A 19,663-nucleotide genomic window follows, 5' to 3' on the forward strand; every position below is an offset into this window, starting at 1 on the left:
CTCCTCGCGGAGCGGTAGCAAGCGCGCTCCGTGGAGAACTGGACACGACGGCGCCCGCGTGCCGCAGCCCGCCGAGCGGGGACAGGCGGCGCAGGCTTGGCTTGTCCGCCACTTGACGCCTGGGGGGCGTGCCTCAAGCATGGGCACCCGAGCCAGGGAGCGACCGGATGTTCTTCTACTTCGAGTGTCAGAGCTGCAAGAAGGTGAGCGACCTCATCCCCGAGAGCGAGCTGCCTGACGAGCCAGCGCAGTGCTCCGAGTGCTCGAAGAAGTTCGGCCCGAGCAACAAGGTCGAGCGCATCGCGGTCAACTACTACATCTTCCACTGCCGGAAGTGCGACTACACGTCTGGGATGTGCTCCGCGCTGGACTACCCCACACAGAAAGGCATTCGTCCCCGGTGCCCCAAGTGCGCCCAGGTGGATGACGTCTACTTCGTCAAGCCGCACGTGCGGAACAAGCCCGAGCGTCTGAAGAAGCGCAAGCACCCGGGGGTCTTGCCGCCCGACGAGGTCACGGACCTGGGCCTCTATCAGACCGAGGACCTGGAGAAGACCGCGAACGAGGAGCTATTGCAGGCGATCAAGAAGACCAAGCGCACGCTGTTCCCGTTCCAGCAGGAGGATGACCAGGTTCGGCTGTTCACGTTGGGGTCCACCTCCTCGAGCGCGAAGCTGGCGCGCAGCGAGTCGCGCTATCAGGAGAAGAAGAAGTTCCGGAAGGCGTTCAACAAGCGCTTCGGGGAACTCTCCGACGCGCGCGACCCGATGAAGACGACGATGCACGTGGGCACGCCGGTGCCGTTCACGCAGTATCAGTCGGACCTGGGGCACTCCGAGAACATCAACGGCGTGACGTACCCGAAGATGAGCAAGTCCTCTCCGGTCGTCGTCAACGGCGCCAAGCTGGTGGACCGGTCGTTGACGTGGGACTACCGCGAACTGGGACCCAACTCGTTCCTGCGGCGGCTCTGCTCGCTCGTGTACGTGGTGGAGTTCAACGGCGGTGGTGACTCGAACAACCCGGTGGAGGTCCAGGCCATGTGGGCGCATGGCTCGCTCTTCCTCTCCACGAACAACTACACGTTCTCCAAGGCCTTGCTGGAGGCGCTCCAGTCGGACGGCTCGGTCGCGGCGTTCCTGGACAAGCTGAAGCTGCCGGGGTTGACGACCGGGAGCTACGACACGTCGCTGCGCAACTTCGGCAACGAGCACAAGGCGAAGCTCGGCGTGTACCGGGATGAAATCGTCAAGAACACCTACCCGGACTACTTCCGATTCAAGTGGGAGTACGTGTTCAGTCAGATGCGGCTCGCCATGCGGTGGAGCGCGGCGAACATTCGGGGCATCACCGTCTTGAAGGACAAGACGCGCAAGGGCTACCCGTTCTGGAGCGTCGACTCGACGGTGGAGACCGGCAAGATCTACGTGGTGCTCCCCAAGGCGCTCACGAAGGGCGAGGGGCAGGTCTACTTCACGAAGAAGAAGATCCACGCCGAGCAGCTCTTCTACCCCATCTTGATGCAGCTCAATGGCGCGTCGCGAATCAGCCTGTTCCAGCCCGCCTTCATCGGGGGCGTGAAGACGCCCTGCCGCACCTGTTACGAAGTGCTTCAGGACGCGTCCCGGGTGCTGGGGGACAAGCTCATCCTGCCCACGGATGCCTTCGGGCACTACTGGGGGGCGTCTGGCATGCATGTGCCCAACACGGTGTTCCCGTCGCATCTTCAGACGCTCGTCTTCGGGGCGCAGAAGAGCATCGATGAAGGTTCCATCAACATCTACAACACGGAGATGCCGCCCTCGCCCAAGCATGATGACGAGGACGACTGAGCGTCACGCTGGGCTGCGTGAGGCGGCTGGCGCCGGGGCGGCGCCTGACGGGCCGAGTCGGCTGGCTGTTCGCTGCCCGGGCAGCCCTCATGAGTAGGGACACGGGGGCCTCCCTCATGTCAGCCTGAGGCGATAGGGGAGCAGGTGGGCCGCGTGTGGCGCGGGTTCGTCCGGGGTAGGGCGGACAGGGCGGGAGGGGAGAAGCCGTGAGGTGGGACGCAATGGGCGAGTCGCCCGGGTGGAACAGATCGGATTCCCGGGACGTGGGCGCGGAAGGCACGGCGTCTCGCGCGGGGCGCGGGTCCATCACCGCGGTGGTGGCGGAGAAGCCCGCCGTGGCGCGCGACATCGCCCGGGTGCTCGGCGCCCATGAGCGCGGCGAGGGGTTCCTCCGCGGCAATGGCTATCTGGTGACGTGGGCCATCGGGCACCTGGTGGGCCTGGCTCAGCCTCACGACATCCGGCCCGAGTGGAAGCGCTGGAGTCGCGCGCACCTGCCCATGTTGCCCGGTGACTGGCCGCTGGTCGTCTCCGAGCAGACCCGCTCCCAGTTCGAGATCGTCCGGCGCGTGCTGACCGCGGCCGAGGTGTCCCAGGTGGTGTGCGCCACGGACGCCGGTCGCGAGGGCGAGCTCATCTTCCGGTACATCTACGAGGCCGCCGGATGCCGCAAGCCCGTGCGGCGCTTGTGGGTGTCCTCGCTCACCGAACAGGCCATCCGGGAAGGCTTCCGCCAATTGAAGGACGGCCGCGCCTACGAGCCGCTGTACGCGGCGGCCATGGGCCGCAGCCGCGCGGACTGGCTGGTGGGCATGAACCTGTCGCGCCTGTACTCGCTGGCGCATGACGACGTGCTCAGTGTGGGGCGCGTGCAGACGCCCACCCTGGCCATGGTGGTGGAGCGAGAGCTGTCCATCCGCGACTTCGTCCCGCGCGACTACCTGGAGGTCGTGGCCACCTTCGCGCCGCAGGGCAAGGACGTACCGCCCGGGACGCACTATCAGGGCACGTGGTTCCGCTCGGGACCGGATGGAAAGCCGGTGATTCCTCCCGGCATGGAGGGCGTGCGCGAGTCGCGGCGCCTGGACGCGGACGGCGCCGAAGCCGGAGACGTCATCGCGCGCGTGAAGCGCGGGCGCGCGGCGGTGGAGTCGCTGGACTCCGAGACCAAGCGCATGCCGGCGCCGCTCCTGTATGACCTGACGGAGCTTCAGCGCCACGCCAACCGCCTGTATGGCTTCAGCGCGCAGCGGACGTTGGAGATCGCCCAGGCGCTGTATGAGAAGCACAAGCTCCTGAGCTATCCGCGCACGTCCAGCCGCCACCTGTCTCAGACGGTGGCGGAGACCTTGCCGGAGGTGGTGCGCTCCATCCGCGCGCCCTACGAGGAGGACCTCGCTCCCGGCACGGGCACGCGTCCGTTGGGCAAGCGGTACGTGGATGACGCGAAGGTCACGGACCACCACGCCATCATCCCCACGCTCACCTCGCCGGAGTCGGTGAGGCTGTCTCCAGATGAGCAGCGCCTCTATGACCTCGTGTGCCGGCGCTTGCTCCAGGCGTGGCATGAAGATCACGTGTGGCAGGTGACCACGGTCATCACTGCGGTGTCGTCACCGGGCGCATCCGGTCCATGGGTGGATCGCTTCCACAGCGCGGGCACGCAGGTGGAGCGGGTGGGGTGGAAGGTGCTGGATATCGGAGGCGGGCAGAAGGCGCCGCGCCTCCGGGACTCGCGCAAGGGCGAGGACAAGGACGACGAGCCCGAGGATGACTCGCAGGTGCTGCCGCCGATGCTCCAGCGGGGGCAGCCCCAGACCGTGGAGGACGTGAAGGCGGTGAAGAAGCGCACGCGTCCGCCGCCGCGCTTTACGGACGCCACGTTGCTGACCGCGATGGAGTCCGCTGGGCGCTCGTTGGATGAGAAGGAGCTGGCGGACGCGATGCGTGAGACCGGGCTGGGCACGCCCGCCACGCGCGCCTCCATCATTGAGGTGTTGTTGGAGCGCGAGTACCTCCTGCGCCAGGGCAAGCGGCTGGAGGCCACGGAGAAGGGCATCCACCTGATCCAGGTGGTGCACGCGGACGTGAAGACGCCCGCGATGACGGGCCAGTGGGAGGCGTGGCTCCAGCGCATCGAGCGAGGCGAGGGAAGACTCGACGAGTTCCTGCGCGGCATCGAGAAGTACGTCATCGAGGTCGTGGGCCGCATGCCCAAGGGGGCCGCGCCCCTGCCGTCCGCGTCTCCCGCACGTCGTCCCGTGGATTCTGCGTTCGCGGACAGCCGCGTGGTGGCCGGCGCAGCAAGAGGCCTGCCGACCTCCGCGTATTCACCGCCCCCGTCGAATGGGCAGACGCAGCGCTTCGGTGGAGCACAGGGGCGCGCGCATGCCGAGGCGGGCCTGGGCGGCGCGGAGGCTTCGCTTCAGCACGGGGCAATGGGCCGTGCTCATGCCGAGGCGGGCCTGAGCAGCGCGGAGGCTTCGCTTCGGCACGGGGCCATGGGCCGTGCGCATGCCGAGGCGGGCCTGGGCGGCGCGGAGGCTTCGCTTCGGCACGGGGCGATGGGCCGTGCGCATGCCGAGGCGGGCCTGGGCGGCATGGAGTCTCCGCGCCAGCGCGCGATGTTGGGACGTGCTGACTCCGAGGAGTCTCGAGGTGGGGCGGACTCTCTCGGCGGGAGGCTTGCACAAGCCGCGCGGGCGGGCAGCGAGGGGACGCGATTCGAGTCGGAGACGCGGAGCCGGCCCGACTCCCTGGGCAGTGTTTCAGCTGACGCGATGTCCCGTGTGAGGGGCTCGGGTGAAGACCCTCGCGAGGGGCATCGCGCTTCGCCGCGCGTTGTGGAGGCGAGTGGTAGTGCGCGGTCTTCGAGCGGGGCCGCTGGCGCATCGGCGCCGCTGGGATGGGATGGGCGCACGGCGTCTCGTGACCTTCGGCGTGCGCAAGACCAGGAGGAAGATGACGTCCCTGCTCCCGCGCGAAAGAGTCGCCGCGCGCAGTCCGAGGCGAGCCGGCCTGATCGGGTTCATCGCGCCCCCACCCCCTCGAACCAGCTGCGTGGGCTGCTGAAGGCCGCCTTCGGGTTCTCGGACTTCCGCCCGTACCAGGAGTCGGTGTGTCGCGCGGCCACCGAGGGTGAGGACTTGCTGCTCGTGATGCCCACGGGCGCGGGCAAGTCGCTCTGCTACCAACTCCCGGGGCTCGCTCGCGCGGGCACGACCCTCGTGGTGAGCCCGCTCATCGCGCTGATGGAGGACCAGGTCCTTCGGCTCCAGTCCTTGGGGTTCGCGGCGGACCGGATCCATTCGGGACGAGACCGCGCCGCGTCCCGTCAGGTCTGTGCGGACTACCTGGAGGGCAGACTCGACTTCCTCTTCATCGCGCCCGAGCGCCTGGGCGTTCCCGGCTTCGGGGAGTTCCTCGCGCGCCGCATGCCCGCGCTCATCGCCATCGATGAGGCGCACTGCATCTCGCAGTGGGGGCATGACTTCCGACCCGACTATCGCCTGCTGGGCGCGCGCTTGCCCCTGCTGCGTCCCGCGCCCGTCGTGGCCCTCACCGCGACGGCGACCCCGGATGTGCAGAAGGACATCGTTCAGCAACTCGGGCTGCGTGGAGCCGGGGGCAGCAACGGTCCAGCGCGCACGTTCATCCACGGCTTCCGGCGCACCAACATCGCCATCGAAGTCCGTGAACTGAACCCGAGCGGACGCGGTGACGCCATCCGCGAACTGCTCGCGGAGGCCGAGCACCGGCCCGCCATCGTCTACGCGGCCACGCGCAAGCACGCCGAGCAGTACGCGGAAGCACTCTCCTCCGAGTTCCCGTGCGCCGCGTACCATGCGGGTCTCTCTCCCGCCGAGCGCGACCGTGTTCAGGCTGCCTTCCTGAAGGGCTCGCTGGAGGTCATCGTCGCGACGACGGCCTTCGGCATGGGCATCGACAAGCCGGATGTTCGCACCGTCATCCACGCCGCCTTGCCCGCGAGCATCGAGGGCTACTACCAGGAGCTGGGGCGCGCGGGCCGAGACGGCAAGCCCTCGCGTGCGGTCCTGCTCCACTCCTTCGTGGACCGGCGGACGCACGAGTTCTTTCACAAGCGCGACTATCCAGAGCCCCGCGTGTTGGAGCGGCTCTATCAGGCCACCGCTGGCGTGCCGGAGCCGAAGGTCGCGCTCCAGGCTCGCGTGCGCATGGATCCGGACGTCTTCGACAAGTCGCTGGAGCAGCTCTGGATTCATGGCGGCGTGGACATGACGCCGGATGAGACGGTGCAGCGCGGGCGGCCGTCTTGGGTACCCGCGTATGTGGCGCAGCGAGAGCGCAAGCAACTGCACTTGGACCAGATGGGCCGGTACGCGGAGGCCCATGGCTGCCGCATGCGTCAGCTGGTGGCGCACTTCGGTGACGTGCAGGACTCGGGGGCCGCGTGTGGACTGTGTGATGTCTGCGCGCCCGACTCCTGCGCGATGGTGCGCTTCAGCGAGCCCTCGGCCGTGGAGGCCCATGCGCTGGGCCGCATCCTGGAGTCGCTGCAAGAGCGGGACGCCCAGGCCACGGGCCGCATGCACCGTGAGCTGTATGGCGAGTCCCTGGCTCGCCGCGACTTCGAGCGGCTGGTGGGCGGACTCGTGCGCGCGGGGCTGGCGCGGCTGGACGAGGACTCGTTCGAGAAGGATGGACAGGTCATCCACTTCCAGCGGCTGGCCCTGACGGACACGGGGCGCCGCACGCGCGCGATTGCTCCAGGACAGGTGGTGCTCCCCGCGGCGCAGGAGCCCTCCGCGTCCAAGAAGCGCAAGGGCTCGCGCAAGGGTGCGGCGAAGACGCCCAAGCGCGCCTCGCGAAAGAGCGCGGCGAAGGGGCGCGCGGGCACGCGGGACAGTGTGCGTGCGAGCGAGGGACGCTCGGAGGACGTAGCGACTCCGCGAAGCTCTGGGGCGAAGTCGCCGGCGGGATGGCGCAAGGGCGCGTTGCCGGAGGCGCCTCCACAGCGGGCCTCGTGGAACGCGTCTCGGCTCTCGGCGGATGAGGAGGAGTGGAGCGAGCCCTCTGGGGACGAGGAGGCTGCCTACGAGGGGGCTCGCACGCGTCGCGCGGGAGGACGGGGCGCAGCCACGGCCGAGGCCTCCCCGGTGCTCGTGGAGTCCCTGAAGGCGTGGCGGCTCGCGGAGGCTCGGAAGCGGCGCGTGCCTGCGTTCCGCATCCTCACGGACCGGGTGTTGGGGGCCATCGCCTCGGCTCGGCCCGCCACGGGCGCCGAGCTGATGTCGATCCACGGCGTGGGCCCCGCGCTCACGGAGCGCTACGGCGCGCAGCTGCTCTCACTGGTGGCCCGTCGGGGTTGAGTCGCGGGCTCCGCGCCAGCGATAGCCCGCCTCGGCGAGGATTCGGGACAGGGTCGTCTTCGAGTCCTCCAGCCACATGATGCAGTACTCGGGGTTGACCCCGATGCCCTCCTCGACCAGGTCCACGAACGCCGCTGGGATGTACGCGAGGACGTATCTCCGCATCGCTTCGGGCTCCAGCGGATCGCAGTACTTCGAGTCGACGAAGTAGCCGGCCCACGTGTCCCAGGGCGGGGTGTTGTGGATATCGAAGAACTCCGCAGTGACGCTCGCCGCGCCGCCATCGCTGGTGTTGTCGTCGGGCCAGTAGACGAGGAGCCGGCCCGGGAGCTTGTCCCATTCGAAAGGGGAAACTGGGATGCGGTGGGTCAAGAGGGCCTTCGTGCGCTGAGAGGAGATGTCTCTGACGAGCCAGTCCGGTGTCTGGTTCAAGATGCCGAACCGCTCGACATCCAGGGGGTTGTTGAGCTTGCGCAGACATCGTTCATTGTCGCCGCGCGCTGCATGGGCTTCACACCATGCGGCGGCCTCCGCCACGCGCTCGCGCAGATGGGCCAAGGGTGAGGAAGTCCAGAGATCGGCGTAGAGGAAGCGCTCTTTCATGGTGCCCGGAGTCTATGCCCGCTCGCACCGTGCCTTGCGCCGACTGATCCGTCGCTCCTCCTCTGTCATCTGTCACCGAGTCAGCTTGCGCTGACCCTGTCATGACGTGAGTGTGCTTCGCGCGTCGCAATCCCTGGCGTGAATCCGTAGGGCGCATCGTTCAGTGTCGAGGCTCGTGCCCGCTCGACAGGGGCCAGCCGGCCGGGGGCAGGGCGGCCCGTGGTCGAGGGGTTGCCCTGCCTGAATGAGACGGGGCCCACCCACTTGCTCCACCGGCGCTGCTCCGCGTGTCCCGAGGGAAGGCGGCAAGCGTGGAACGTCTCGGCCCGCTCGACGGAGGGCAGGGCGGACGACCAGACGCGGAGTCATGGCCCCGGTCCGCCGGGGCAGTGGGGTGGGGGCACCGCGGGCTTCACTTTTTCGGCTCCAAACCCGGGCAGGAGGGGGCGCACGATGGAACTGGGCTTCGAGACGATCGGCAACGCCACGCTCATCTGTCATGACCATGGCCCCGTGCTGGTCACGGATCCATGGATGGAGGGCAGCGCATACTTCGGAAGCTGGACCCTGTCTCACGAGGTCCCCGCCGAGCAGCGCGCCGCCATCCAGAAGTGCCCCTTCGTCTGGCTGTCTCACGGACACCCGGATCACCTCAGCATGGAGACGCTGGAGAAGCTGCGGGACCGGACGCTCCTCGTGGCCAACCACTTCGGCGGGCGCATCCGCGATGACCTGCGCGGCATGGGCTTCTCCGTGCACGTCCTGCCGGACCGCGTGTGGACGCAGTTGTCGCCGCACATCCGCGTGCTGTGCATCCCCGATGTGAACCAGGACTCGGTGCTGCTCGTGGACGTGGGCGGGCGCTTGCTCGTCAACCTCAACGACGCGGGCGACCGGGGTTGGGGCCGCTTCGTGCGCAAGGTGGTCCGCGAGTACAAAGAGTCCTATCTCCTCGCGCTGTCCGGCTACGGCGACGCGGACATGATCAACTTCTTCACCGAGGACAATCAGCGCATCCCGCCCTATGCCGCGCGCAAGACGCCCGTGGGCCGCACCATCGCGAGGCAGGCGGAGCAGTACGGGGTGCGCTACTTCGTGCCCTTCAGCTCCATGCACAAATACCAGCGCGCGGACAGCGTCTGGGCCTCCGCGTACACCACCACGCTGGACGACTATGCGCGGGGCTTCGAGTCCGAGTCGTGCACGCTGCTGCCCGCGTTCATCCGCCGCGACTTCACGCGCGACGCGGTGGAGCCAATCCATCCGCGGGAGCGGGCCCTTCACCCGGTGGACCCCAAGGAGTTCGGTGACGATTGGGGCGAGCTGTTGGAGAAGGAGGAGGCCCACGCGCTCCAGGAATACTTCCGCGCCATCCATCACCTGAAGGACGCGCTGGACTTCGTGCGCTTCCGCGTGGGCGGCCAGGACCACGTCGTCGAGTTCCACCGCCGCCGCTTCCGTCGAGGCATCACCTTCGAGGCGCCGCGGCAGTCACTCGCGACGGCGGTGCGCTATCGCGTGTTCGATGACCTGCTCATCGGCAACTTCATGAAGACGACCCTGCACGGCGAGTTCGGGGCGCGAGGTCTCTACCCGGACTTCAGCCCCTATGTGGCCAAGTACGCGGACAACGGGCAGGCGCGCACGCGCAACGAGCTGCGCGAATACTTCGGAGAGTATCGCCGGAGGGATCCGCTCGGCTTCCTGCGCTCGCAGGTGGAGACGCACTGCATCCGCCCACTACAGACGCAGTCCGCGGAGCTGCTGCGCTCACTCGTGCCAGCGGACTCGGCGTTCTTCCGGACGGCCAAGGAGACCTACTGGCGGGCGCGCCGCGTGTTGCTGTGACGCGGCCTCATAGATAGGGCGAGAGCAAGCGCGCCAGCCCATCGCGCAGGCGCACCGGCAGCGCGCGGCGGTCCACCTCCTCCAGGGTGAGCTGCCGCGCGTTCCGTTGGCGCGCGTCAATGAGGGCCCCCAGCGCCGCGGCCAGCACCGGGTCGTAGCACTCCACATCGAACTCGAAGTTGAGGCGCAGCGAGCGCGGGTCCCAGTTGGCGGAGCCCACCAGGGACCAGACGCCATCGACGACCATGAGCTTCGCATGGTCGAACGGGGGCGCGGTGAGGAAGACGCGGCAGCCGGGACGAAGGACCTCCCAGAGCTGCGCGGTGCTGGCCCACTGCACCACGGGCAGGTTGCCGCGCTCGGGCAGCAGGACATCCACCTGCACGCCGCGGAGCGTGGCCACGTTGAGCGCGGTGATGAGCGCGGCGTCCGGGAGGAAGTACGGCGTGAGGATGCGCACGGACTTCTGCGCCGTCGCGAGCGCGCCGAGGAGCACCATGCGCAGCGTCTCGAAGTCCTCGTCAGGGCCGTCGGGGATGCCGCGCGCGAGCACGGAGCCCCGAGGCTCCAGCACCGGGAACCAGGCCTCGCCCTGGAGGTGCTCATGCGTGGTGAAGGCCCAGTCCTCGGCGAAGATCTCCTGGAGCTGTCCCACCACGGGGCCTTCCAGACGGAAGTGCAAGTCCCGGGCGGCGTGCTCGCCCGGGAGGAAGTCCTTGCGGATGTTCATGCCCCCGGTGAAGCCCACGCGGCCGTCCACCACCATGACCTTGCGGTGGTTGCGCAGGTTCATGAAGGGCAACCGGTAGGGCGCCCAGGAGGGCAGGAAGCGCGCGGCCGGCACCTTCGCGCGGCGAAGGCGCCCCATGATGGGAGGCCACGTGTAGCGCGAGCCCACGGCATCCACGAGCACGCGCACCTGGACGCCGCGCCCCACGGCCGCGGAGAGCGCGCGCACGAACAGATGGCCCGCGGGGTCGTTGTCGAAGATGTACGTGGCCAGCGACAGCGTGTGCCGCGCCTGGGCGATGGCCTCCAGCATGGCGGGGTAGGCGTCCGTGCGGGAGTCGAGCACGGTGAGCTGGTTGCCCGGGAGCAGCGGCCGGTGCATCACCGCGTCACCCAGTCGCACGAGCGGGGCGAGGTGCGCGGCGGCGGGTTGCTGGAGGCCCACGTGCTCGGCGGTGAGGGGCGGGGCGGCGGGCGCGGAAGGGTAGCGGCCGTGCTCCTGCCGCAAGGTGAGGGAGCGCGCGCGGCGGCGGATGCGGTTGATGCCGAGCAGCAGGTACAGCACGGCGCCCAGCACGGGCACCAGCCACACCACGCCCACCCAGCCCACCGTGGCGCGGACATCCCGTTTGTGCAGCACCGCGTGCGCGGTGGCGAGCACGCTGACCAGCACGGTCAGGATGGCCACCACGTGGGGCCACAGCGAGACTGCCCAGGTGACGACGTCCATGGGCCCCATCGTGCGCGAGGACGGCGAAGAAAGGCAGGCACCCTCCTGGAATGGCGGATGCCTGCCCCTCGGGCGTCGCTCGTGGGGACAGGTGGGTCAGGTGGTGGACGGCAGCTCTTCGCTCGCCCGCGGCTCGTCGAAGTAGATGAGCGTCTTGACGTGGTCCGCGTCCTCGATGTCGAGGCACTCCAGCTCGCCGCTGTCGCTCTCCTCCGCGTAGATGTGGTTCGGCGAGAAGATGCGGTGGGTGATTTCGTCGCCTGGGCGGCCGACCATGACCTCGATGGCGCCCTGGTCGCTGCCCTTCTCCTCCAGGGCGATTTCGATGAGCGGCAGCCGCTGGGCCAGGGGTTGCTCGCCCGTGTCCTCGCTGTCCGTTTCGATGCGCACCCAATGGTCGCGCTCGAGGCTGCTCAGCAGGGAGAGATAGTCCGCCCAGCCCGAGCGGGGGATTTCACGAGTGTGGTGCATGCAGGTGCCTCCGCTTCCCGTTTCATGGCCAACCGTAAGGCGCGTGGCCCCGCGGTGAGCGACGGGCTTGGTCCCCCGTCGCGTCGGGGGGACTGCGGACGCGCCCTTGCCGCGTCGGCTGCCGGGACTCGCGGGGCTAGGTGGAGAGGGCGCGCACCTCGGTGCCCTCCAGGACCAGGCGCACGGTGCTCGCGCGGGGCTGCCCGAAGTGCTCGTACGCAGCGCGCTCCAGGAGCGGTGACAGGGTGGCGCGCAGCCCGCGAGCGCCGGTCTCGCGCTTGAGGGCGCGGGCCACCACGTGCTCGCGCACGTCCTGGGGCACCTGGAGTCGCAGGCCCTCCAGCTCGAACTCGCGCTCGTACGCGCGCAGCACGTTGTGCTGGAGGATGTCCATCAGGGTGCTCGCGTCGAGCGGCGCGAAGGAGACCATGCGGTTGAAGCGGCCGATGAGCTCGGGGATGAAGCCGAAGCGCGCGAACGCGGTGGTGTTCTCCAGTTGGTCATCCGTCACGCGCGAGGCGATGGACGCGGTGTCGCGCCCGGGCGTGCGGCCGAAGCCCAGGCGCTCTTCATGGGCGAGCCCCTCGACGGTGGTCTTCAAGCCGCTGAAGGCGCCGCAGGCGATGAAGGTGATGCAGGACATCTCCAGCGTCTGCGCGCGGGTGCGGCTGGTGAAGCCGAAGTCCGGCGGGAAGTCCGCGCGAGCGGAGGAGAGCAGGTGCAAGAGGCTGCGCTGCACGCCGAGCCCCGTCACGTCCTTGGTGGTCTGCTGTCCCGCGAAGCGGCTATCGGAGCGGTGGGTGGCGAGCTTGTCGAACTCGTCCATGCAGATGACGCCGCACGCGGCCCATTCGGAGTCCTGTCCGGCGGCCTCGTGGAGCCGCGACAGGAGCGTGTTCACGTCATCGCCCACGTAGCCCGTCTCGGAGAACTGCGTGCTGTCCGCGAGCACGGTGGGGACGCCGAGAATCTCTCGGAACAGCAGCTCCACGAGGAAGGTCTTCCCCGAGCCGGTGGGGCCCAGGAAGAGGCAGTTCTCGCGCGTGCCGGGCTCGGGCGGGATGCCCTCCAGGTGGAGCCGGCGCAGGCGCTGCATGTGGCGGTAGGCGAGCACCGAGGCGGCGCGGCGCGCCTCGGGCTGGCCGCGGTAGCCGTGCTCGGACAAGCGGGCGTCGATGTCCCGAGGTGACAGCACCTCCAGCGAGCGGAGGCGCGAGGGCACGTCGGTGTCGTCGTCGAGGGGCTGGCGGGGGGCACCGGCGGGGTGGTGGCTCATCCGAAGAGGCTCCGGGAAGGGGCGGGCCCGCGATGCGCGGCTCGCACGGAGCGCATTGTCTCGGGCGCGTGCGGGCGCGACAAGCGGGCCCTCGCGCGGCGGGCCCTGGGGTGCTTGCTGGCACCGGGGCCGGGTGCTCGAGCCGGGGTGGGTTCATGGGCCTTCGTCGATGCCCACTCGCGGGCAGACCGGGGGTCCAGCGGTGAACACGAGGATGCGCCGCGCGCGGACGCGCCGCAGGGATTCCTCCCGCGCGTGAGGCTCCTGCGCTAACTGGGTCGGACATGGTCCTGTCCGACGAGTCACGGTCGCGCGCGCCCAGGTTGGGCGCCTGGGTGGAGGCGGGCCCTCGGGTGCACTGGCGCGTCTGGGCCCCGGGCCATGCTCGGTTGGAGGTGGTGCTCTTCGACGCGGATGGCTCCGATCGCGGCACGCTCCCCATGCTCCCCGAGCCCGGTGACTGCTTCGGCGCGGTGCTCGACGGACAGGGCGCCGGCCTCCGCTACAAGCTGCGCGTGGACGGCGAGGGCCCCTTCCCCGACCCTTGGTCGCGCTCCCAACCGCAGGGGGTCCACGGTCCCTCGGAGGTCGTGGCCCCGGACGCCTTCGCCTGGACGGACGCGGACTGGGAAGGCCCCGAGCCCCGCTCGCTCGTCCTCTACGAGGTGCACGTGGGCACCGCCACCTCGGAAGGGACCTTCGAGGCGCTCATTCCGCGCCTGCGCGACCTGCGCGACCTGGGCATCACCGCGCTGGAGCTGATGCCCGTGGCCAGCTTCCCGGGCTCACGCAATTGGGGCTACGACGGCGTGGACCTGTTCGCGCCCTCCACTTGCTACGGCGGCTCGGAGGGGCTGCGCCGGTTGGTGGATGCCGCCCACGCGCATGGCCTCGCGGTGCTCGTGGACGTCGTCTACAACCACTTCGGGCCGGACGGGAACTACCTGCGCGTCTTCGCCCACGACTACTTCACCGACCGCCACCACACCCCATGGGGCGACGCGGTGAACTACGACGGCGCGCGGTCCGCCCTGGCGCGCTCGCTGGTGCTCTCCAACGTGGAGATGTGGATCCGCGACTACCACGTGGACGGCCTGCGCCTGGATGCCACGCACGCGCTCTTCGATGACGGCGAGCCCCACCTGCTCGCGGAGTTGACGTCGCGCGCGCGCGACGTGGCGCCGGGCCGCCGGGTCATCGTCATCGCCGAGGACGAGCGCAACGAGCGCCGCTTGCTGCGACCTCCCTCCGACGAGGGCTTCGGCCTGGATGGCGTCTGGGCGGATGACTTTCATCACCAACTGCGCCGCGCCTTCGCGGGCGACAGCGACGGTTACTTCCAGGACTACACGGGCAGCGCCGAGGACATCGCGCGCACCCTGCGCCGGGGCTGGTTCTACGAGGGCCAGCGCTCCCCCAGCCGAGGGCACGCGCGCGGCACTTCCTCCGAGGGACTGGAGCCGTGGCGCTTCGTCGTCTGCCTCCAGAATCACGACCAGGTGGGCAACCGCGCGGGAGGCGAGCGGCTGGGCCACGACGTCTCCCCCGCCGCGTTCCGCGCCATGAGCACCGTGCTGCTCCTGGCGCCCCACACGCCGCTGCTCTTCATGGGACAGGAGTGGAACGCGACCACACCGTTCCTCTACTTCACGGACCACCACGAGGCGTTGGGGCGCCAGGTCACCGAGGGCCGCCGCAAGGAGTTCGCCGCGTTCGCGCGCTTCGCCGGCACCGAGGTGCCCGACCCTCAGGCCGTGGAGACCTTCCTGCGTTCACGGCTGGACTGGAGCGAGGCCGAGCGCCCCGGCCACCGCGAGGTGCGCGCGCTCTATCAAGAGTTGCTCCGGCTGCGCGCCACCGACCCCAGCCTCCGAGACCGACACCGGGGTTTCCACGATGCGCGCGCCCTGGGCCCGGACGCACTCTTGTTGGAGCGGTGGACGGGGGACCACCGGCTCGCGGTCGTTCTGAACCTGCGCGGCACGCTGGACCAGGCGTTCCCCTCCGCGGAACTGCTGCTGTGGAGCGAGGCCCCGCGCTTCGGGGGCGCTGTCTCCGAGTCACCCCTTCACGCGGGGAGGCTGCACCTCCACGGGCCCTCGGCCGCGGTGGTGCGGCTGGGGCGTTGAGCGGTGCGACACGGGGAGGTCGGGGCGAGGAGGACGGATGGGCAATCCCACGCATCCCGACCGAGGTGGCTTCGCCGCCATGGCACCGCCCTGCGCCCGCCGGCGCGCGCCGCCACGGCTCGCGCGGTGGCTCGTCCTGACGTTGACGCTCGGCGCGCAGGCGCGGGCCGCCGGGGGCTTCGTGGCCGCGAAGGCGAGCGGCGATGATGGTCACCGCCCCGTGTCCGCCATCGACGGAGACCTCGACACGTATTGGGCCTGTCAGGGCTCGCGGCCGTGGCTTCGCGCGGACCTGGGCGACGCGCGGACGGTGGACGCGGTGGACATCGCGTGGCTGCACGGCGACGCGCACACGCGCCGCTTCACGCTGGCCCTCTCCACCAACGGCATCACGTACACGCGCGTGTTCTCCGGCGCCTCGTCCGGCACGACGTCCGCCATGGAGCGCTACACGTTCGCGCCCCGCGTCGCGCGCTACGTGCGCATCACCGTGCTGGGCGATGCCCCCGCCGAGTCCGCGCGCATCTCCGAACTGGCCGTCGCGCCCCTCGCGCCAGAGCCCGACCCTGAGCTGGGCAAGGACCCCTTCGGCGTCACCATGCTCTACCCGGACAAGGTCGGCGGCGAGCAGTGGTTCCTCGCGGAGAACGCGACGGGGGACGGCCGGTTCGACCCCCAGGGCATCATCACGCGCAACGCGGATGGCTCGTGGAAGATGCGCAAGCAGCAGGTGCGCATGGGCGTCTTCACGTCCACCGGCTACGACGCGCAACTCATCACCACCTATGACCGCGACGTGCTGGCGGGCCGGGGCTACATGCAGGCCCCCAACGACTGGAAGAACGTGGAGATGACCGGCTTCGTGAAGCTCAACTCCACCTTGGATCCGGCGGACAACTTCGACTGGTACGCGCGCGGCGGCAAGCACAACGACCTGCACCTGGGCTGCGAGGGCAGCAGCTACAAGGCGGGCCTGCACTTCGACGGCCGCGCCCGATGGCAGAAGGAGACGTGGCACGTCTCGTACGAGCAGACGCCGTTCGTGATGGCCACCACCTCGCTCCTGGGGCGCTGGGTGGGCCTCAAGGCGGTGATGCGCAACGTGCCGGTGTCCACCACCCAGCTCGGCGTGCGGCTGGAGATGTACGTCAACGAGACCGCGGACGGCATCACCTGGAAGAAGGTCTACGACCTGGTGGATGACGGCGGCTGGGGCGGTGACGCGCAGCATTGTGGCGGCACCACGGCCGCCATGCCCATCACCTGGGGCGGTCCCATTGCAACGTTCCGTTGGGACAACGCGCTGGACGTGGACTTCAAGTGGCTGAGTGTCCGCGAAATCCAGCCCTAGGAGGTTCAGCCGGGGAGGGCGCCGGGTCGCTCGTGCTCCGGGCGGCCGGGATGGAGCGGAATGCTTTACTTTCTGGGGCTCGGTGACGCGTTCCAATCGACACGGAAGCGAGCCCGTGCACAGCATGCCGCCGCCATGAACGTGAACACCGCTCTCGCTACGTCCGATCGCATCTGGGAGCAGGAAATCATTCCTGCCCTGGAGCGCTACATCCGCATCCCCAACAAGTCGCCCTCGTTCGACCCGGATTGGGTCCGCTCCGGTCACATGGAGGCGGCGGTGCAGCTCATCTCGGAGTGGTGCCGCGCGCAGGCGGCGCACCTGCCGGGGTTGACGGTGGAGGTGGTGCGCCTCAAGACGCCGGACGGCAAGGACCGCACGCCCGTCATCTACATGGAGGTTCCCGGCGCGCGCTCGGATGACACCGTGCTGCTGTACGGCCACCTGGACAAGCAGCCGGAGATGGTGGGCTGGCGCGAGGGGCTCTCGCCGTGGACCCCCGTGCGCGAGGGCGACAAGCTCTTCGGCCGAGGCGGCGCGGATGACGGCTACTCAGCCTTCGCGTCGCTCGCGGCCATCCGCCTGCTGAAGGAGCAGGGCCTGCCGCACGCGCGCTGCGTGGTGGTCATCGAGGCGTGCGAGGAGAGCGGCAGCTACGACCTGCCCGCGTACATCGAGGCGCTGGCGCCGCGCATCGGCAAGCCCTCGCTGGTGGTGTGCCTGGACTCGGGCTGCGCCAACTACGAGCAGCTGTGGATGACCACCAGCCTCCGCGGCCTGGTGGGCGGCAACCTGCGCGTGGACATCCTCACCGAGGGCGTGCACTCGGGAGACGCCAGCGGCGTGGCGGCCTCTTCGTTCCGCATCATGCGGCAGGTGCTGTCGCGCGTGGAGGACGAGAAGACGGGCCGCATCCTCCTGGACGCGCTGCACACGGAGATTCCGCAGGAGCGCCGTGACCAGGCTCGCGCCGCGGCCGAGTCCCTGGGCGGCGAGGTGTACGAGAAGTTCCCCTGGGTGAAGGGCGCGCGCCCGGTGACGGAGGACGGCACGGAGCTGGTGCTCAACCGCACGTGGCGTCCCGCGCTGTCGTTGACGGGCATCGAGGGCATGCCGTCGCTGGCGAACGCCGGCAACGTGCTGCGGCCCTACACCGCGGTGAAGCTGTCCATGCGCATCCCGCCGCGCGTGGACTCCAAGGCGGCCACGCAGGCGCTGAAGAACGCGCTGGAGAAGGAGCCGCCCTACGGCGCGAAGGTGACGTTCGAGGGGGAGAAGGCCGGCGCGGGTTGGGAGGCGCCGCCGCTGGCGCCCTGGCTGTCGCGCGCGGTGCAGACCGCCTCCACGAACTGCTTCGGCAAGCCGGCCATGGCCATGGGCGAGGGTGGCTCCATCCCGTTCATGGGGATGCTGGGCGAGCGCTTCCCGGAGGCGCAGTTCCTCATCACCGGCGTGTTGGGGCCGTCCAGCAACGCGCACGGCCCCAACGAGTTCCTGCACATCCCCACCGGCAAGAAGCTCACCGCCAGCGTGGCGAGCGTGCTCGCCGACCACTTCAAGCGCTAGCGCGGCAACCGAGACGGGGCGTCAGCGCCCCGTCTTGATGCCGAGCGAAGGACCCGTGCCCGGTGTGCGCTTCGTTCCGCCGCCGGGCGGCTTCACCGCGCGGCGCGGCAGCTCCACCCGGACCTGGGGCGCGTCCGCGGCGGACACCAGCCGCGTCACCGGCTCGTAGCCGTTGAGCGCCACCGTGACCTGCACCGCGGGCGCGCCGGGCACCATCGGGAGCTGCACGGGCGTGTTCCCATGCGCCTCGCCCGCCACCTGCACCGCGGCGCCAGGAGGCTCGCTCGTCACGAGCAGCGAGACGGACTCCGGCGTCTCGGGCCGAGCGGGCTGCTCCACCTCCGGCTTCACGGGGACCTGCTCCACCGGAGCCGTGGGGACCTGCGCCTGGGCCTGCGGAAGGGGCGGAGGCGTCACGCTCGCCGCGCCCGCGGGCTCGCGCAGCATCAGCACCGCCGCGCCCGCCAGCACCAGCGCGGCGCCCCCCGCGGCCACCGGCAGCCACCGCGGCTTGCGCGACTCGAAGTCCGGCCGAGGCAGGCGCGCGGTCCCTCGCGTGCCCTCCTTCCCCGGGGCGGGCGCCGCGGGTGGCGGAGCCTGCGGCGGGGTCGATTGCCGCGAGCGCGTGGTGGAGGGCACGCCCACGGGCCGGGGCACGGCGCGCGAGTTCGTGGGGCGCGGCATCGCGCTGGGCACGCCGCTGCGCGACGAGTTGGAGCGCGAGTCGAGGTCCGCGTCCTCGGCGAGCTGGTCCAACGTCGCCGGATCCGCCTCCTTCGTGATGCGGTCCGTGTACAGCTCGCGCAGGTACGCGGCCAGGTGCGCGCTGCTGGAGGGCAGCCGCTCGTTGAGCGCGTAGTCCTCCAGCGCCAACCGGAACGCGGCGCAGTCCGCGTAGCGTCCGTCCGCGGTGGGCGCGAGCGCCTTGAGCACGATGGCGTCCAGGCTCGCGGGCACCGCCGGGTTGAGCTGCGACGGCGGTGGCACCTGGCAGTCTTTCACCAGACGCAGCGTCATCAGGTCCGACTCGCCCTTGAAGAGCCGCTTGCCCGTGAGCAGCTCCCACATCACCACGCCGAGCGCGAACTGGTCGCTGCGCGCGTCCACGGACAGGCCGCTGGCCTGCTCGGGTGACATGTACGGGTACTTGCCCTTCAGCACGCCGGTGGCCGTCTGCTGGCCACTGGTGGCCGCCTTGGCCACGCCGAAGTCGATGACCTTCACGCCACCGTCGAAGCCGACCAACACGTTCTGCGGTGACACGTCGCGGTGCACCAGCCGCAGCGGCTGGCCTTGCGCGTCACGCGCGTTGTGCGCGTAGGACAAGCCCGCCGCCGCATCCGCGATGACGCGCAGCACCAGCCCCATGGGGAGCGGCCGGTTCTGCGCGCGCGCGAACTTGTCCAGCCGGCGCACGTCCTCGCCCTGCACGTACTCCATGGCCAGGCAGTGCCGGCCTTCAATCTCCGTGAGGTCGAGAATGGTGATGAGGTTGGGGTGGGACAGGCGCGCCACCAGTCGCGCTTCCTCCAGGAACATGTCGAGGAACTCTTCGTCCTCGGCCAGGTGCGGGAGGATGAGCTTGAGCACGACCAGGCGTTCGAAGCCTGTTCCGTGCTCACGCGCCAGGAACACCTGGCCCATCCCGCCGGAGGCGATTTTTCGCAGCAGTTCGTACTTCCCGAAAGGCACCGCCATGAGCCACCGGAGGATATCCCTCTTTCTCACCGGACGGGAAATACAGAGGTGGTGAGGGCGGCTCGAATGTGACCTGCTG

Annotated in this window: 11 protein-coding genes; 6 read left to right on the forward strand and 5 right to left on the reverse strand. The window is 69.8% G+C overall.

All coding sequences use genetic code 11. The features are described 5' to 3' along the window. The first annotated feature begins 167 nt into the window (after positions 1-167). Together KRR26_RS09580 and KRR26_RS36700 are read left to right on the forward strand one after the other, a co-directional pair. The gene (locus tag KRR26_RS09580; protein ID WP_120204215.1) at positions 168-1,832 is read left to right on the forward strand and encodes a hypothetical protein; all 1,665 of its coding nucleotides are present in this window, start codon (positions 168-170) and stop codon (positions 1,830-1,832) included. Between the two features lie 221 nt (positions 1,833-2,053). Beyond that, positions 2,054-7,183, forward strand: a complete 5,130-nt coding sequence (locus KRR26_RS36700; protein ID WP_236068467.1) for a DNA topoisomerase 3 — start codon at positions 2,054-2,056, stop codon at positions 7,181-7,183. Here the strand turns inward: KRR26_RS36700 and KRR26_RS09595 are convergent. Then, a complete protein-coding gene (locus KRR26_RS09595; protein ID WP_120204218.1) occupies positions 7,160-7,786 on the reverse strand; it encodes a hypothetical protein in 627 nt (208 codons plus the stop codon). The two genes, KRR26_RS36700 and KRR26_RS09595, sit on opposite strands and share 24 nt — an antisense overlap. Positions 7,787-8,239: 453 nt before the next feature. Here KRR26_RS09595 and KRR26_RS09600 point away from each other — a divergent pair, with 453 nt between their 5' ends. Then, positions 8,240-9,634 (forward strand): MBL fold metallo-hydrolase, encoded by a 1,395-nt coding sequence (locus KRR26_RS09600; protein ID WP_120204220.1) that lies wholly within the window; start codon positions 8,240-8,242, stop codon positions 9,632-9,634. A 7-nt stretch (positions 9,635-9,641) separates the two neighbouring features. On the opposite strand, the gene KRR26_RS09605 is transcribed toward KRR26_RS09600, so the two are convergent. The 3 genes from KRR26_RS09605 to KRR26_RS09615 form a co-directional block, all read right to left on the reverse strand. After that, a complete protein-coding gene (locus KRR26_RS09605; protein ID WP_236068440.1) occupies positions 9,642-11,093 on the reverse strand; it encodes a phospholipase D-like domain-containing protein in 1,452 nt (483 codons plus the stop codon). 96 nt (positions 11,094-11,189) lie between these two features. After that, complete coding sequence (locus tag KRR26_RS09610; RefSeq protein WP_120204221.1) at positions 11,190-11,564, reverse strand: DUF5335 family protein; 375 nt, start codon at positions 11,562-11,564, stop codon at positions 11,190-11,192. A gap of 136 nt (positions 11,565-11,700) precedes the next feature. Beyond that, entirely contained in the window at positions 11,701-12,840 is a 1,140-nt protein-coding gene (locus KRR26_RS09615; protein WP_120204223.1) for an AAA family ATPase, read from the reverse strand. Between the two features lie 284 nt (positions 12,841-13,124). Here KRR26_RS09615 and treZ point away from each other — a divergent pair, with 284 nt between their 5' ends. From treZ to KRR26_RS09630, 3 genes are all read left to right on the forward strand, one after another. Next, positions 13,125-14,969, forward strand: coding sequence for a malto-oligosyltrehalose trehalohydrolase (gene treZ / locus KRR26_RS09620; RefSeq protein ID WP_217079657.1), 1,845 nt, complete (start codon positions 13,125-13,127; stop codon positions 14,967-14,969). Positions 14,970-15,006: 37 nt separating this feature from the next. Further along, complete coding sequence (locus tag KRR26_RS09625) at positions 15,007-16,320, forward strand: discoidin domain-containing protein (protein WP_321202757.1); 1,314 nt, start codon at positions 15,007-15,009, stop codon at positions 16,318-16,320. A 135-nt stretch (positions 16,321-16,455) separates the two neighbouring features. Then, positions 16,456-17,886 carry a M20 family metallopeptidase gene (locus KRR26_RS09630; protein WP_120204226.1) on the forward strand — a complete coding sequence of 477 codons (1,431 nt, stop codon included), beginning with the start codon at positions 16,456-16,458 and terminating at the stop codon, positions 17,884-17,886. Positions 17,887-17,907: 21 nt separating this feature from the next. On the opposite strand, the gene KRR26_RS09635 is transcribed toward KRR26_RS09630, so the two are convergent. Next, positions 17,908-19,584 (reverse strand): serine/threonine protein kinase, encoded by a 1,677-nt coding sequence (locus KRR26_RS09635; protein WP_217079658.1) that lies wholly within the window; start codon positions 19,582-19,584, stop codon positions 17,908-17,910. Positions 19,585-19,663 lie beyond the last annotated feature (79 nt).

The organism is Citreicoccus inhibens, assembly GCF_019039035.1.
GTDB lineage: Bacteria > Myxococcota > Myxococcia > Myxococcales > Myxococcaceae > Citreicoccus > Citreicoccus inhibens.

Coding starts and splice junctions, on each gene's coding strand:
- KRR26_RS09580 (WP_120204215.1), top strand. CDS start 168: ATGTTCTTCTACTTCGAGTGTCAGAGCTGCAAGAAGGTGAGCGACCTC.
- KRR26_RS36700 (WP_236068467.1), top strand. CDS start 2,054: ATGGGCGAGTCGCCCGGGTGGAACAGATCGGATTCCCGGGACGTGGGC.
- KRR26_RS09595 (WP_120204218.1), bottom strand. CDS start 7,786: ATGAAAGAGCGCTTCCTCTACGCCGATCTCTGGACTTCCTCACCCTTG.
- KRR26_RS09600 (WP_120204220.1), top strand. CDS start 8,240: ATGGAACTGGGCTTCGAGACGATCGGCAACGCCACGCTCATCTGTCAT.
- KRR26_RS09605 (WP_236068440.1), bottom strand. CDS start 11,093: ATGGACGTCGTCACCTGGGCAGTCTCGCTGTGGCCCCACGTGGTGGCC.
- KRR26_RS09610 (WP_120204221.1), bottom strand. CDS start 11,564: ATGCACCACACTCGTGAAATCCCCCGCTCGGGCTGGGCGGACTATCTC.
- KRR26_RS09615 (WP_120204223.1), bottom strand. CDS start 12,840: ATGAGCCACCACCCCGCCGGTGCCCCCCGCCAGCCCCTCGACGACGAC.
- treZ (WP_217079657.1), top strand. CDS start 13,125: ATGGTCCTGTCCGACGAGTCACGGTCGCGCGCGCCCAGGTTGGGCGCC.
- KRR26_RS09625 (WP_321202757.1), top strand. CDS start 15,007: ATGGGCAATCCCACGCATCCCGACCGAGGTGGCTTCGCCGCCATGGCA.
- KRR26_RS09630 (WP_120204226.1), top strand. CDS start 16,456: ATGAACGTGAACACCGCTCTCGCTACGTCCGATCGCATCTGGGAGCAG.
- KRR26_RS09635 (WP_217079658.1), bottom strand. CDS start 19,584: ATGGCGGTGCCTTTCGGGAAGTACGAACTGCTGCGAAAAATCGCCTCC.